The organism is Dactylosporangium sp. NPDC000521 (genome assembly GCF_042898305.1).
GTDB lineage: Bacteria > Actinomycetota > Actinomycetes > Mycobacteriales > Micromonosporaceae > Dactylosporangium.
Genome location: NZ_JBIAYW010000019.1, coordinates 23,292 through 37,677, shown reverse-complemented (window position 1 = coordinate 37,677; position 14,386 = coordinate 23,292). Strand labels below are relative to the sequence as shown.

Below are 14,386 nucleotides of genomic sequence, written 5' to 3'. Positions count from 1 at the left end.
TGACCCGCATGCCTTACATCACCGTCGGGACGGAGAACGCCGGCCCCATCGACCTGTACTACGAGGACCACGGCGCCGGCCGCCCGGTCGTGCTCATCCACGGCTTCCCGTTCAACGGTGCCACCTGGGAGAAGCTGTCGATCCCGCTGCTGGCGAGCGGGCACCGGGTGATCACCTACGACCGGCGCGGCTTCGGCAACTCGTCGCAGCCGTCGACCGGCTACGACTACGACACGCTCGCCGCCGACCTCGACGCGCTGATGACGAAGCTCGACCTGCGTGACGCCGTCCTCGTCGGGCACTCGATGGGCACCGGGGAGGTGATCCGCTACCTCGGCACCCGCGGCTCCCGGCGGGTGGCGCGGGCGGTGCTGCTCGCGCCGCTCGCGCCGTTCCTGCTCAAGACCGCCGACAACCCCGAGGGCGTGGACCGGAGCCTGTTCGACGGCTTCCAGGCCGCGATCCTGGAGGACCGCTTCGCGTACCTCACGAAGTTCTGCGAGGCGTTCTTCAACTGGGACGAGAACGGAATCAGCAACGGCGGCACGCTGGTGAGCGAGGAGGCGTTCCGGGCGCACTGGGAGATCGGCGCGCGGGGCTCCGCGAAGGGCACCCACGACTGCGTCGCCGCCTGGCTGACCGACTTCCGTCCCGACCTGCCGCGCATCGACGTGCCGGTGCTCATCGTGCAGGGCGACCAGGACCGCGTCCTGCCCTACGCGGCGACGGGCGGGCGCCTGCAGCCGATGCTGCCCGACGCCCGCCTCGTCACGCTGAAGGGTGCCCCGCACGGCATTCCGTGGACCCACCCGCGGGAGGTGGCGGCGGCGACCATGGAGTTCATCGACGCCGCCGCCGTGTCGCACGCCTGAGGGGCCGTGCCGGGCCTTACCGAAGGGCCCGGCACGGCCCGGTCATCAGCAGGCGCCCTGGTCCTCCCAGACGCCCCACTGGCCGGTGGTCGTCGGGTTCTCACCCTGCGTCCACCACTTCGCGCGGTACTTGCGGCCGCTGTACTGCACGACCGCGTTGCCGCTGTACGCCGTGCCCGCGTTCCAGACCGGCAGCCCCGCGCACCCGGTGCCCGTGGACGTGCTCGGCGACGTGCTCGGGCTCCTGCTGGGCGACGTGCTGGTGCTGGGCGACGTGCTCGGGCTCTTGCTCACCGACGCGGACGCCGACGGCGACGGGGACGTGCCGGAGCAGACGCCCTGGTCGACCCAGACCGCGTTGGTGCCCGGGGTGTCACCCTGCGTCCACCACTGCGCCTTCCACGTGTGGCCGTTGTGCGACACCAGGTTCCCGCCGGTGTACACCGTGCCCGCCACCCACGCCGGCGCCGTGCAGGTGCCGGTCGACGGGTTGCCCGAGACGGTGGGGGAGACGGTCGGCGCGGTGCCGCCGCGGCCGTAGTCGGCGGCGAGCGCGTAGGTCTGGCCGCCGATGGTGAGCGTGAAGTTCGACGGACCGGAGATCGGCAGCTGGTAGTTGAGCGTCACCTCGGCGTACGAGCCCGCCGCGATCGCCGGCACGTTGAGCCGCACCCGGTGGAAGTCGCCCTTGAGGCCGCCGACGTTGCTGCCGGTGTGGCCGGTCGACACGGTGGTCAGCGCCCAGCCGGACTGCTGGCCGAGGTTGCCCGGCGCGGTGGTCGGGTAGTCGAACTCCAGCTGCGAGCCGGCCGGGATCGGCGCCCCGGTGTTGTTGATCAGCCGCAGCTCCGGGTTGATCGGGTAGTTGTTGTCACCCAGCGCGAACCCGCCCATCTGCACGCCGACGTTGAGCGTCTGCGTCGGCAGCGTGATGTTGGCCTTCTTCGCGCCGTACGGGGCGGCGGTCTTGAACTTGTCGTAGAGCAGGTTCGTCAGCGTGTTGCCGATGTAGTACTCGTTGCGGCCCGCGTCCCACGCGTAGTCGCCGGCGAGCTCCCAGATCATGACGCCGCCGATGCCCTTGTTCACGACGTAGTCGGCCTTGACCCCGAGCGACTGGTCGTCCTCCGTGGACAGGAAGACGCCCTTCTGCGCGTTCCACAGCCACGGCGCGACGAGGGCGCTGGAGTAGTTGCGGGTGTACGTGCCGGTGATGCGGTCCTCCGGGTCGGTGGCCGGGGTCAGCCCGTAGGCCTCCAGGTAGTCACCGGCCCGCCCCTCCTGCAGGTTCTTCGCGTGCCACATCGGGTTGGCGCCGGCCGGGACCTCGGCGTTGAGCTCCTCGTCGTGCCACAGGTTGTCGATGCCGACCGCGCCGTTGCCGCACGGGGTCGTCGATCCGATGGCCCCGCCGGTGCCCGCCGGGCACTTCGTCTGGTCGGGCAGCGCCGCCCGGCCCCACAGGCCGTTGGTGCCGCCGGTGACGCCGCGCCAGCCCCGGGTGTAGTACGGGACGCCGATGTTGATCCGGCCGGACTGCATGGCGCCGCGGAAGTAGTGGTACGCCCAGTCGGTGTTCAGGTACCCGATGTTCTGGTACGCCCCGTACACGCCGCCCTGGGACAGTTCGGCGTCGTCGCCGTTGTCGTACAGCGCCGCGTTCGGGCCGACGAAGTGGTTCCACGAGCCGTGCAGGTCGTACGACATGATGTTGACGTAGTCGAGGTACTGCAGCGCCTGGTAGGACTCCAGGCCGCGCAGCAGCCAGCCGGAGGCGGGCGCGGCGACGGTCACCATGTAGTACTTGCCGTCCGCGGCGGCGGCCGCGTCGAGCTTCTCCCGCAGCGTCTTCATGAGCACGTGGTAGGAGGCGTTGAGCCCGGCCCGCTTCGCGTCCGCCTGCGCGAAGTCGAGCGGGTTGCCGGCCTTCGCGTTGGACGTCGGGTACTCGTAGTCGATGTCGACGCCGTCGAAGCCGTACGTGCGCAGGAACGTCACCACCGAGTCGGCGAAGGTGTTGATGCCGGCGGTGTTGATGCTGTTGTCGGCGTTGGTCGTCATCCGGTAGAAGCCGCCGGAGTCGACCCGGTCGCCGTTGTCGTTGAAGAACCCGCCGGTCTCGGCCCACCCGCCGACGCTGATCAGCGTCTTGACCGCCGGGTGCTGCTTCTTGAACTTGTTGAGCAGGTTGAAGTGGCCGGTGTACGAGTAGGCCGGGTCCATCTCCGCGCCGGCGGTGCCGGGCCACGTCATGTTCGTGGCCGCGTTGTTCGCCGCCGTCGGCGTGCCGACCGAGATCTTGTTGGCGCCGTCGACGTGCGCGAACGCGTAGTTGATGTGGGTGACCTTGTCCCACGGGATGTTGCTGGCCAGGTACGCGGGCGCGCCGTTCTTGCCGGTCCGCCAGCTGGTGAAGTAGCCGATGATCCGCCGGCCGTGGTCGGCGCCCAGGTTCTCCCGGCCGTTGGTGTCGTACACCTTGCAGTACGGCACGGTGACGCCCGGGGTCGGGTAGAGCCCGTCCGGGCGGCAGGCCGCGTGGTCGACCTCCGCGTTGGCGGTGGTCACGAAGAACGCCGCGGAAGCGGCCACGAGGGCTGCCGTCGCGGCGGACAAGAGGTGCAGAGTGCGTCGTCGCATAGAACCCTCCGCCAACCGTTAATAAAGTTAACAGTAAAGTGTCCTAGATGTATAACGGCATCGACGGGGGTGCGCAAGAGTCAGCCTTAGTGGAGCCTTAGTACGCGACTTATTTCTTGGATCGCGCGGCTCAATGCCGGATCGCGGTGTAGGGCGTGCGCGTCTCAGTGCCGGATCGCGGTGTAGGGCGTGCGCGGCTCAGTGCTGGATCGCGGCGTACAGGTTGCGCATCGCGAGGACCGAGGACCGGACTTCCTGGAGCAGCTCGGTGGTCGCCAGGGGGCGCCCCCACTCGGCCGTCGCGAGGTCGTCCATGCCGATGGTCTCGATGCCGCAGCCGTACGTGAGGCCGAGCAGCCGGACCGCGTCGCAGTGCTGGTGCCGCACGTAGGGGTCGTTGGTCACCAGCAGCACCCGGTCCTGTGGCGCGGGCCTGGTGACGTGCTCGGCCCAGCCGAGCAGGGTGCACGCGGTGCTGGCGCGCAGCGGCAACCGGGTCGACGCGGCCGCGAGGACGTGGATGTCGCCGCCCGGCCACGTCTGATGCCACCAGCCGTCGCCGGCCTCGGTCTTCGCGGGCTGCGGCAGGTCGAGGAACCGGCGCAGCGCGGCCGTCATCATGTCGGCCTCGGTCTCCAGCTCGCCGAGGCCGAGGCGGATGCCTTCGCGGTGCTCCCGGTCGTCGCGGTGCCGCAGGCTGCCCAGCCCGGCGACGGTCCCGGCCGCCGTGCCGCTCCGGAGAAGCCTCGCCGTGAAGTCGACGCGGCCGAGGGTGACCCGGATGCCGCCACCGAGAATGACGACGTGGTCGTAGCGTCCGTGCGTGGGGCGTTGCCGGCCGCCGTTGCCGAGCGCGTGGATGAGCTCGCGGATCCGCCCGTCGTCCGCGCCGTAGCCGACGCGCGCGGTGTCGAACCGCTCCTTCGTCCCGGCCCTGAAGTCCCAGACCTTCGAGAAGTCCGCGACGTGGTCCAGCGTCTCCCGCGCCGGCGCGGCGGGCACCTCGCCACCGAACCTGGCCACGAGCTCGCGCATCTGGGGCGAGGTGACCCAGCCCTCGATCGCAGCGGACGGATCCGTCCCGCCGGACTCGCACGGTGGCAGCGGGAACGGTTCCATGTCGGCGAAGCCTACCCTCTCCAAAGTGGACGGTCGGGAGCATGACGCGATGATCGACTGCGAGATACCGTGTCGATACGCTCACGCCCCGGAGGTGGCCCCGCATGACGACCGCAGCACTTGCCCGCGGCGCGAACACCGCGATCGACGAGACCGCGGTCACGGCCCTCGTGGCCTGGCGGGCCGGCGCGACCGTCGACGCGTGCGCGCTGCTGGTGGGCGAGGGCGGCAAGGTGCGCGGCGACGCCGACTTCGTCTTCTACAACCAGCCGCGGGACGCCACCGGCGCGGTCTCGCTGAGCACCGACGGACCCCGGGGGGCGACCCTGTCCGTCGATCTGGCCCGGGTCCCGGCGGACGTGGCGAGCGTCGTCATCGCCGGGTCGATGGACGAGGGCACGTTCGACACGGTGCCGGGCCTGGAGGTCACCGTGAAGGGCCGGCGGGGGCAGGTCGTCGCGCGCTTCCCAGTCCGCGACGTGGAGCCGGTCACCGCGATGGTCTTCGGCGAGTTCTACCGGCGGCAGGGCAAGTGGAAGTTCCGCGCCGTCGGGCAGGGCTGGTCCTCCGGCCTGGAAGGCCTGGCGACCGACTACGGCGTCTCGGTCGACCCTTCCCCTGCGGAGCCGGACCCCGTGCCGCTCCCGGTCGACCGCCCACGCCCCGACTGGTACGTCGCACCCGGCGACCCTTCGCTGCTGCGCTGGTGGAACGGCACCGAATGGACCATGCAGACGGTGCCGCTCATCCACGACACGCCCGCGGTCTGCGGCCGGTGCGGCGGGCCGAAGTACCGCAGCTACGCCGGCGTGCCGGCCACCTGCCGCCGGTGCGAGCCGGAGATCGCGAACGTGCTCAACGTGTGGCGGGCCCGGGCGACCCGGGTCCTCGCCTCGACCGGTACGTCGGAGCCCGCCTGGTCGGAACTGTGGGCCGAGCTGCGCTACCACCGGGTGCGCGAGGACGCCGGCCGGGAGGCGCTGCGGCCCGTCGCCCTGCACCACCTGCACCAGCTGCTGACGTTCGCGTTCGCCGACGCGGTCATCGAGCAGCACGAGATGGACGCGTTCGACGACGCGGTCCGCGCGCTCGGCGTCGTCGACCCCGCGATCAGCCAGATGCGCCGCCGGCTGCGGCGCGGCCTGGAGCTCGGGCTGATCAGCGGCGGCGACGTGCCCCGGGTCGCCTCCAGCACCCTGCAGCTCGACGCGGAGGAGATCCTGCACCTGGAGGTGCCGGCGACGCGGGTACGGCAGCTGGCCAGCGGCCCGAAGCGCGACAGCGGCCGGCTGATCGTCACCAACACCAAGCTGCGCTTCGTCGGCGCCAGCGCCGGCTCCGACCTCGCCTGGGCGAAGGTCATCGAGGCACGCCCCGAGTACGGGACCGTCGTCGTCGCCGCGACCACCTCCCGGGGCGGCGGCACGTACGAGGTCGGCGACCCCGAGTACGTGGCCGCCGTGCTCACCGGCGTGCTTCGCGTGGCGAAACGCACCGCTGTGGCGCCGGCGCAGCGCGACTCCCGCTCCGTGCCGCCGGCGGTCCGGGCCGAGGTGTGGCGCCGCGACGGCGGCGCGTGCGTGGAGTGCCAGGCCACCGAGTACCTCGAGTTCGACCACGTCATCCCGTGGAGCCGCGGCGGCGCGACCAGCGTCGGCAACCTGCAGCTGCTGTGCCGCCGCTGCAACCTCGCCAAGGGCGCCCGGATCTGAACTTCTCCGGACTTCGAGGCCGCTTACAGGGCTTCGAGGCCGCGTACTGGACTTCGAGACCGCTTACTGGACTTCGAGGCCGCTTACTGGGCTTCGAGGCCGCTGGTCTGGACTTCGAGGCTCAGCCAGGTCGCCAGGTCTTCGATCTCCTTGCCGACCGCTGCCCTCGTCTCCGCGTCGAACGGCTCGTCCTCGTGGACCGCGTTGACCCGCAGCACCCGCTGCTTGCGGTCCGCGGTGGCGTCGAGCTTGCCGACGAGCCGGTCACCGGCCAGGATCGGCAGCGCGTAGTAGCCCCAGCGCCGCTTCGCCGCCGGCTTGTACATCTCCAGGCCGTAGTCGAAGCCGAACAGCTCCAGGGCCCGCTTCCGGTCGTGGATGAGCCGGTCGAACGGCGACAGCAGCGCGGCCCTGCCCTCGAAAGGCTCGCCCAGGCGCTCCAGTTGCGCCGGGTCGACCCGCCAGGTGCCCTTGACCCCCTCGACCACGGCCGGCTCGCCGACGTCGCCGACGCCCCACGGCTCGATCGGCACCTCGGTCGTCTTCGCCCGCGCGATGCCCAGCGCCCGCAGCCGCCGTTCGCTTCGCAGCCGGGGAGCCTCCTCCGCCGGCACCGGCGGGCCGTCCGGGTACACCCGCTCGGCCAGGTCCCACAGCCGGTCCCGCCCCTGCCGCCCCGCGACCGCCACCTCACCGCACGCCGCCATCAGGTCGAGCAGCCGGATGACGTTCTGGTCGTTGGTCCAGCCCGTCGACGCCCACGGCACCGCGCACGTGTCGGGGATGGCCCGCGACGGCAGCGGCCCCTCCGCCGTCAGCCTGGCGAGGATGTCCTTCCGGCACGCTTCGTTGGCCCGCATCCACTCCGGGTGCCGCCGGTACTTGAACGCCCCGGGCTCGTCGTCGCGGCGCAGCGCCATCTCCGCCCGGTACAGTGCCAGGTCCTCCGCCGGCCGGACCGTCGCCGCCAGCTCGATCAGCTCCCGCCGCCGCAGCGCCCCGACGAGATCCGCGGGCGCGTACGCCGGTCCGAGCCTGCTCCACGCCACGAGGTCGGCGGTCGGCGCGATGGCGGCGGTAGGGTCGATCTGCAGCAGCGTCAGGTGCCGCACCAGTTCGAGCAGCCCCACCGGCCGCTCCCGGTCCAGCAACTGCGCCCTCACAGCGATTCGCCGCGCGTCAACAATCGAGATCCGGTGCGTCGTCACCCTGCGAGGCTAGCCGCTCGATCGTTGGCGGCCGCTGCCCGTGTACCGCTCGATCGTTGGCGGCCGCTGCCCCCGTGCACCGCTCGATCTCGGGTGGCCGCCGCCCCCGTGGCACGGTGAGCGGACGTCAGCTCCGACCACAGGGGGCCGCAGGTGAGCCTGAGCATCACGATGGCCAGGCCGGCCGCCGACGGCACGCTCACCTTCCGCGACGTGCCGGACGGCGTCAACGACAGCGCCGTCGGCGAGGGCACCCGCCGCCGGCGGCACTCGTCACAGATCGTGCGCGACCTCGGCGCGGTCTACCTGCCCCGCCTCGCCGACGACTGGCTCGTCGTCCCGCCGGAGGAGACCGTCGCCTTCCTGCGCGAGTGCGCACTGGTGCTCGCCGAGCTGCCCGCCGTCACCGCCGCCACCCGCCGCACCCCATTACGAGGCCGACGAGCTCTACATCACTACGAGGCCGACGAGTCCTACATCGAACGTTGCCTGATGACCATCATGCACGTCACCCACCTGGCCCGCTGCGCCGACTCCGGGATCGTCATCTGGTGACCGCCACAACCTGCTGACCGCCACCGTCCGCCCGCCGCCAGTGTCCTGCTGACCGCCACCGTCCGCCCGACGCCAGTGTCCTGGTAACCGCCACCGCCCGGCGATTGCCACCGCCCGGCGATTGCCACCGCCCGGCGATTGCCACCGCCCGGCGATTGCCACCGCCCGGCGATTGCCACCGCCCGACGCCAGTGTCCTGGTAACCGCCACCGCCCGGCGATTGCCACCGCCCGGCGATTGCCATCGCCCGGTGGACGCATTGTCGGGGTGGGCACCGCCTGACGCGCGCACGCTGCCTGGTGACCGTCGTCGCCTGGCGAACGCACGCCGCCGGGTGGGTGCCTCTGCCGGGGCACCGGTCCGGCGTGTTGAGGCGAGGAGCTGGTCGAGTCCGGTGCGCCGTGGACCGCTTGCAAGCAACCTTACCCCAGCGACGGAAATTGATCTCCGGAGTCGTTGCTGTCCGTAGTCTACGCAGTTCCGCGGGGTTCTCGGGGGCTTGCGGAGGGTGAGGGGACCGGCACGGCAGGTGGTGGCGTGCCGGTCCCGGCGGTGGTCAGCGCTTCATGCCGTGCTCGATCGCCTCGATGATGCGGGGGCGCAGCTCAGCGGCGCTGATGATGGCGTCCACGGAGCCGACGGTGACGGCGCGCTGGATGTTGTGCACGCGGTCGAACTCGGCGGCCACCTCGCCCAGCTTCTCGGCGCGGACCGCTGAGTGCACCTCGGCGAGCTGCGCGTTGAGCGCCGCCCGCTCCGCGCCGGACGCGGCGCTGACCCGGGCCTGGAGGTCGGTGACCCGCGGGTCGGTGGCGGTGCGGTTGTTGACCTCGCCCGTGAAGACCACCGCGGCGGCCGGGGCGCCGCCCAGTACGGACGCGAACGAACCTTCGAGGGCGAGCACCGTCATGTTCGGGTTGAGGGCCTTGGAGAAGACGACGAACGCGCCGCCGTGGTAGCGGGAGATGACGCAGAAGACGATCGGGCCGTCGAAGTTGACGATCGCGCGGCCGATCTCGGCGCCGTACTCCAGCTGCAGCTTGCGCATCGACTCGGGGGAGCCGTCGAAGCCGGACAGGTTGGCCAGGACGACGAGGGGGCGGTTGCCGGAGGCGGCGTTGATCGCGCGGGCGGTCTTCTTCGACGAGCGGGGGAAGAGCGTGCCGGCGGTGTACGTGTCGGGGCCGTCGGTGGGCGGGAAGCCACGCCGCGGCACGGAGCGGGACTCGATGCCGATGAGGCAGACGGGCCAGCCGCCGATGTGCACGTCCTGCACGGCGGACGTGTCCGCGTCGGCCATGCCGGCCCAGCGCTCCAGGACCGGGTGGTCCTGGTCGGACACGGCCCGCATGACGGTCCGGATGTCGAACGGCTTCTTGCGGTCGGGGTTGTGCGCGGCCGAGAAGATCTGCCCGACGGTGGTGAAGTCGCTGCCCGCGACATTGTGCGGGAAGTCCGAAATGTCCCGACCAGAATCATCCGCAGTCACGGCGCGACGCGGGCCGGACTCGCCCGGCACCACGTACGTGTGGTCGTAGTGCGCCATGAGGATGTCCCGGGCGGCGGGCAGGTGCGGCGCCCAGTACTGCGCCTGGCCGTTGGGGCCCATGACCCGGTCGTAGCCGCCGATGCCGTAGTTGTCCTCGGCGGAGACGCCGCCGGAGAAGTCCAGCGACTGCTTGCCGGTGAGGACCATCGCCGAGTCGGGGGTCATGACGAGGATGCCCTTGGTGTGCATGAGCATCGTCGCCTCGGCGTTCCAGTACGGCTGGGCGCCGACGTTGATCCCGGCGACCACGATGTTGATCTCGCCGCCGGCCTGGGTGAACGTGACGATCCGCTTGAGGGCGGCGGCGACCCAGTCCATGTTCTCGGTGCCGGAGCTCATCGAGATCTTCGCGCCGGCGGACAGCGCGAACCACTCCAGGGGCACCTGCATCGAAGCGGCGAGGTCGAGCGCGGCGATCACGCGGGAGCACTCGGGCTCGGCGAGGGCGCCGAGCGCCTTGGTCGGGTCGCCGAGGAGCACGACGCGGGTGACGCCCTCGGGGTGCCGCTCCGTCGGCGTGGTGACGACCCCGCAGACGAGCGCCGCGGTGTTGCGTCCCTTCGGCCGGTCGACCGGCACCAGGGCACCGTCGACGAGGTCGTGCTCGACGAAGGTGCCGAGGAGCGAGGTCAGCTCGTACGGGTAGACGTTGCCGCGCCTGGCCGCCCGGAGGACCTTCTGGCGGTAGTCGTCCAGGGGCTGCAGCGGCTCGGTCGACGGCTTGTCGACGGACACCTGCACGCCGTGGCCGTGGTTGAGCGTGATGCGGACCGCGACCTCGCTGAGGTCGCCCGCCGACGTGCGCTGGCGGGCGATGAACTGCACCTCCTCGAGGCCGGCGCCGGCCGACGTCGGCAGGATGCGCTGGACGAGCGCGTTGAGCTCGTCGCCGGTCAGCTCGGTCGACGGCCACACGTACATGAGGATCCGGTTGGTGTCGAACCGCTTGTTCTGCGGGCGCTGCGCCTGGATGTTGCGGATCGCGTCGAGCCCCGCGGTGATCGCGTCCTCGACGGCGGGCAGCGCGACCAGGCGGCCGTCGGCCTCACGCAGCGGCGTCAGGTCGCGGACCTGGCCCATCGCGATGAGCCGCTCGTCGGCCGGGTTGCTGCGCGCGACCGCCTTGAACAGGTAGATCTCCTCGTCCGTGGACGGCAGGCGGGTGAGGTCGAACTCCCGCAGCCGGTGCAGCTGCAGCCGCTGCGCGATCTGCGGGTGCAGTCCACGGATGAGCCGGTCTTCTTCGAAGAGGCCAGGACCGGGGCGGAAGGTGAAGTGGTGGTGCATGACGGCGCCGCTGGTGCCGGCGACGGTGGTGGTGATGCGCCGCACCCCGTTCGGCAGCGGCTGCTCCGCCAGCAGTTGCTGCAGCTGTACCGCCATCGCGTCGGCGTCCGGCTGGCCCTCCCAGGTGACGTACAGGTCGGCGACGAGCCCGTGCTCGGCGACGTCCGCGGCGAGCTCACCGACGGCGGCGACGGCACGCGGCAGGGCGGCGATGTCGACGGCGGTGGTGACGACCCGGACGGTGCCGGACGCGTCGGTGCGTTCCGCGGTCACGAACCGGCAGCCGCCCGCCTCGCGCACGGTGACGCCGGACAGCGCCCGGTTGCCGTAGTACCGGCGGGTGAGCACCTCCAGCAGCGCGGTGTGGTCGCGGCCGGGGCGCCCGATCCGCTGGCCGATGAGCCGCACGAGCGGCTCGGCGCTGGCGACCATCGCCTGGATCCGCTCGGCGCGGTCGGGCGCGTCGGGGTTGCGGTCGAGGTGCTGCAGGTCGGCGCGGACCGCGGCGTAGACCTTGGCCCGGTTGCGGCGCAGCAGCGGCTGGGCGAACCAGCGGAAGACGACGCCGCGGGCGAGGTCCGACACGGCGGGGAAGCGCACCTGGGTGGCCTCGACGAGGTGTTCGAGGGCCAGGCCCGCCCGCTCGTTCATCGACTCCACCGGCGGCGGGCCGGCCAGCCACTGGCGCAGCAGCTCCGACACGACGGCGACGTCGGTGGACATCCGCTGCTGGGCGAGGAAGATGCGGAAGACCGCGGACTCCAGCTCCGGGGTGCGGTCCAGCTCGGTGACGCCGTAGTGGCCGAGCGCCTTGCGCAGCTTGGCCTGGAACCCGTCGGGGAGGCCGGCCCGGTCGACGTCGAGGCTCTGCAGGTAGCTGTGGAAGTACTCGCGCGGGCTGTGCACGGGGCTGCCCGGCTCGTCCTCGAACTCGCCGCCGGGCTTGTTGCGGCTGAGCTCCGACAGGTCGGCGAACGTGGTCAGCAGGTCGATCTCGCCCTGCAGCGGCCGGCCGCCCAGCTCGGCGCGGGCGGCGAGGTAGCCGGTCAGCAGCCGCCGCCCGTCCTGCGGGTCGACGTCGAAGCCGAGCAGCAGGCTGCACAGGTCCTGCAGGCCGCGCTCGACCCGCTCGGCGGCGCTCACGCCGTCCCGCTCCGGCGGCAGGTCGATGTCCACCGTCTCGGCCTCGACGACCTCGGCGGAGGCGCCGTCGGCGAGGGGCTCCAGGCGCATCAGCGGCGCGCCGGTCTCCACCTGGCTGCCGACGGACACGGGGCATTCGCGGACCCGGGCGCGGAACGGCGCGCGCAGCACCGTCTCCATCTTCATGCTCTCCAGCACGAGGATCGGCGCGCCGGCCTCGACCTCGTCGCCGACCGCCAGGGGGGTCGCGACGACGAGCGCGGGCGCGGGGGAGCGCACGACGCCGCCCTCGTCGCGGCTGATGCGGTGGGTGGTGCCGTCGACCTCGACGAGGTGGATCGGGCCGTGGGTGGCGGTGACGAGCCGGAACCGGTGCCCGTTGACGACGATCCGGCCGCTGTGGGCGTCGAAGCGCTCGATCTCGACGTCGACGGGGTGCACGTCGCCGCCGCCGGAGACGCCGACCCGGTAGCGCTTCTGGCCCACGCGGGCGACGCTCACCCGGTACCCGACGCCGCGCAGCTTCAGGTCGAGGGGGCGGCCGGTCTCGTGCTGGACCTGGGGGCGCCCGCCGTGCGCGGTGGACAGCAGCCGGTGCCGGCTGATCTCCTCCTCGTCCTGGTAGGCCTCGATCGCGGCGGCGGCGAGGGCGACCGCGGAGTGGCGGTGGCTGACGAGCCGGCCCTCGGCGCGGACCCGGTCGATCCAGCCGGTGTCGGCGCTGGCGTCGATGACCTCGGGCTGGTCGAGCAGGTCGAGCACGAAGCTCTTGTTGGTGGTGCCGCCCTCGATGATGACGGTCGTCTCGGCCATGGCGCGGCGCAGGCGGCCGAGGGCCTCGTCGCGGTCCCGGCCGTACGCGATGATCTTCGCGATCATGGAGTCGAAGTCGGCGGGGATCGTGTCGCCCTCGCTGACGCCGGTGTCGACGCGGATGCCGGGGCCGGCGGGCAGGACCAGCCGGGCGATGCGGCCGGGTGACGGCGCGAAGTCGCGGTCGGGGTCCTCGGCGTTGAGCCGGGCCTCGACGGCGTGGCCGGCCTCGGCGGGCTTCGGTCCTTCCAGGCGCCCGCCGCCGGCGACGTGCAGCTGCAGCTTGACCAGGTCGGTGCCGGTGGTGATCTCGGTGATCGGATGCTCGACCTGCAGGCGGGTGTTGACCTCGAGGAACGCGAACAGCCGCTCACCCGGGTGGTAGAGGAACTCGACGGTGCAGGCGCCGCGGTACCCGACGCTGACGGCGAGCCGCTCCGCGGAGGCCTTGAGGTCGGCGGCCTGTTCCTGCGAGAGGACCGGTGACGCGGACTCCTCGATGATCTTCTGGTTGCGCCGCTGCACGGAGCAGTCGCGCACGCCGAGCGCCCACGCGGTGCCCTGCCCGTCGGCGATGACCTGGACCTCGACGTGCCGGGCGCCGGTGACGAGGCGCTCCAGGAAGACCACACCGGAGCCGAACGCGCGCAGCGCCTCCTGGCTGGTCCGCTCGTAGGCGTCGGTCAGGTCCTCGGCCGAGGTGACCTTGCGGATGCCGCGCCCGCCGCCGCCGGCGGTCGCCTTGAGCATCAGCGGGTAGCCGATCCGCTCACCCGCGCGCAGCGCCTCGTCCAGGGTGGACACCGCGCCGCGGCTCCACGGCGCGACCGGCACCCCCACCTCCTCGGCGACCAGCTTCGAGCCGATCTTGTCGCCGAGCTTGCGCATCGCCTCCGCGCTCGGGCCGACGAACGTCACCCCGAGCTTCTCGCACAGCTCCGCGAACGCGGGGTCCTCGGCGACGAAGCCCCAGCCGACCCAGGCGGCGTCGGCCCGGGTCTCGACCAGCGCCCGTTCGAGGACGGCGTGGTCCAGGTACGGCCGGGCGGAGGCGGGGCCCAGCGGGTAGGCGACGTCGGCCTCCCGCACGAACGTCGCGGCGCGGTCGGCGTCGGTGTAGAGGGCGATCGTCTCGATCCGCTCCCCGGTTTCGGCCGAAAGGTCCCGGACCGCGTGGATGAGCCGCATCGCGGCCTCACCACGGTTGACGATGGCGACACGACTGAACACCGGTTGAGCCTCCCAATTGCCCCACACGCAGCAGGCGACGTCCGGGTCCCGGAGCGCCGCCTGCACCTTGATACACCCTGCGTGATTACCGCCGAGTACGCCACTGTGCCGCACGACGCATCCCACACCCCTCGCGTTGTAAGAATCCTACAAAAGACATCCGGGTCGACGCTCGGGTGGACAGTGACCGGCATCACCCAACAATCACCTTGCGTACCCATCTTGTTCATCTCCGATGCTGCGCACTTGCGCTGGAAC

The 14,386-nt window shown here is 71.9% G+C and carries 7 protein-coding genes; 3 read left to right on the top strand and 4 right to left on the bottom strand.

All coding sequences use genetic code 11. The features are described from left to right. The first annotated feature begins 8 nt into the window (after nucleotides 1-8). The gene (locus ACFY3L_RS41455; RefSeq protein ID WP_389337668.1) at nucleotides 9-872 is read left to right on the top strand and encodes an alpha/beta fold hydrolase; all 864 of its coding nucleotides are present in this window, start codon (nucleotides 9-11) and stop codon (nucleotides 870-872) included. Between the two features lie 45 nt (nucleotides 873-917). Here ACFY3L_RS41455 and ACFY3L_RS41450 read toward each other — a convergent pair whose 3' ends face one another. Beyond that, nucleotides 918-3,512, bottom strand: coding sequence for a chitinase C-terminal domain-containing protein (locus ACFY3L_RS41450; RefSeq protein WP_389337665.1), 2,595 nt, complete (start codon nucleotides 3,510-3,512; stop codon nucleotides 918-920). A 198-nt stretch (nucleotides 3,513-3,710) separates the two neighbouring features. Continuing rightward, complete coding sequence (locus tag ACFY3L_RS41445) at nucleotides 3,711-4,631, bottom strand: hypothetical protein (RefSeq protein WP_389337662.1); 921 nt, start codon at nucleotides 4,629-4,631, stop codon at nucleotides 3,711-3,713. A 104-nt stretch (nucleotides 4,632-4,735) separates the two neighbouring features. On the opposite strand from ACFY3L_RS41445, the gene ACFY3L_RS41440 reads away from it, so the two are divergent. Next, entirely contained in the window at nucleotides 4,736-6,343 is a 1,608-nt protein-coding gene (locus ACFY3L_RS41440) for a TerD family protein (protein ID WP_389337659.1), read from the top strand. An 83-nt stretch (nucleotides 6,344-6,426) separates the two neighbouring features. Here the strand turns inward: ACFY3L_RS41440 and ACFY3L_RS41435 are convergent, their stop codons facing one another. Continuing rightward, nucleotides 6,427-7,506 (bottom strand): DNA glycosylase AlkZ-like family protein, encoded by a 1,080-nt coding sequence (locus tag ACFY3L_RS41435; RefSeq protein WP_389337656.1) that lies wholly within the window; start codon nucleotides 7,504-7,506, stop codon nucleotides 6,427-6,429. A gap of 198 nt (nucleotides 7,507-7,704) precedes the next feature. On the opposite strand from ACFY3L_RS41435, the gene ACFY3L_RS41430 reads away from it, so the two are divergent. Continuing rightward, on the top strand, nucleotides 7,705-8,106 hold the full coding sequence (locus tag ACFY3L_RS41430; protein WP_389337653.1) for a hypothetical protein: 402 nt from the start codon (nucleotides 7,705-7,707) through the stop codon (nucleotides 8,104-8,106). A gap of 556 nt (nucleotides 8,107-8,662) precedes the next feature. Here the strand turns inward: ACFY3L_RS41430 and ACFY3L_RS41425 are convergent. Continuing rightward, a complete protein-coding gene (locus ACFY3L_RS41425) occupies nucleotides 8,663-14,128 on the bottom strand; it encodes a biotin carboxylase N-terminal domain-containing protein (RefSeq protein ID WP_389337650.1) in 5,466 nt (1,821 codons plus the stop codon). Between the last annotated feature and the right edge of the window lie 258 nt (nucleotides 14,129-14,386).